Source organism: Arthrobacter sp. Y3225116, from assembly GCF_059091245.1.
The window spans coordinates 1-846 of sequence record NZ_JBNHGL010000503.1; the positions used below are offsets into that span (position 1 = coordinate 1).

General features: G+C 70.6%; 1 protein-coding gene. It reads right to left on the minus strand.

Annotated features, from left to right (window positions below; all coding sequences use genetic code 11):
• A partial coding sequence (locus tag AC5RV2_RS18625) for a DNA translocase FtsK 4TM domain-containing protein (RefSeq protein WP_494093560.1) occupies positions 1–846 on the minus strand: 846 nt, incomplete at both ends.

Here is an 846-nt window from a genome sequence, read left to right on the forward strand (position 1 = left end):
CGGCGGCTGGCAGCACCGGCAGCGCCTCGGTGGCGCCTTCGGGTACCAGCCCCTGGTTGCGCTTGATTTTTTCGACGGCGAGCTCGGCCTGGGTGGGCCTGCGAACGCCCGGCGGCACGGACGGTGCCGCCTGCTCCGTTCCGGCTTCTTCCTCCGGCTCGCCGTCCTCGATCACCGGTGTTTCGAACGCCTCGTCGAAGAAGAAACCCTCGTCGTCGCCGCCGTCCGTCTCTTCGGCCTTGCGCTTTCCGAACAGCTTGCGCCGCGGCTTGGGTTCCTTGGCCGGGGCGTCGTCGGCGTAGAGGTAGCTCTGGTCATGCCCGTCGGCCGCCGGCCGGTACCCGGCTTCCGCCGACGGGTCCTGGCCCATCAGGTGCTCGTAGAGCATCCGCAGGCGCATCGGTATGTGGCGGAACGGCGTGGCGGTCACGATCAGGATGCTGGTGAAGGCCAGCAGTGCGTAGAAGGCCACCGCCAGCCACGTGTTGACCGCTGCCAGCGGCGCGGCAAGCAGGAACCCGGCCATGCCGCCGGCCGCCCACAGGGCATCGAAGCCGTCGGCGAGGGCGGGCTGGCCGCCGATCACGTGGGCCAGCCCTGAACCGGACGCCAACGCCAGGATGAGGCCGATGGAGATGCGGCTGTTGGCGGGAGAGTCCTCCGGGCACCGCATCAGGCGCACGGCCATGATCAGCAGCAGCACCGGCAACACCAGCGCCATCCAGCCGAAGGTCCCGCCGGCCATGGCGTGCACGGCGTCTCCGAACCAGCCGTCGAGCGCCCACCACTCGACGGTGGCCACGCAGCCGGCCAGCAGCAGCAGGAAGAAGCCGGTGCCGTCGCGGC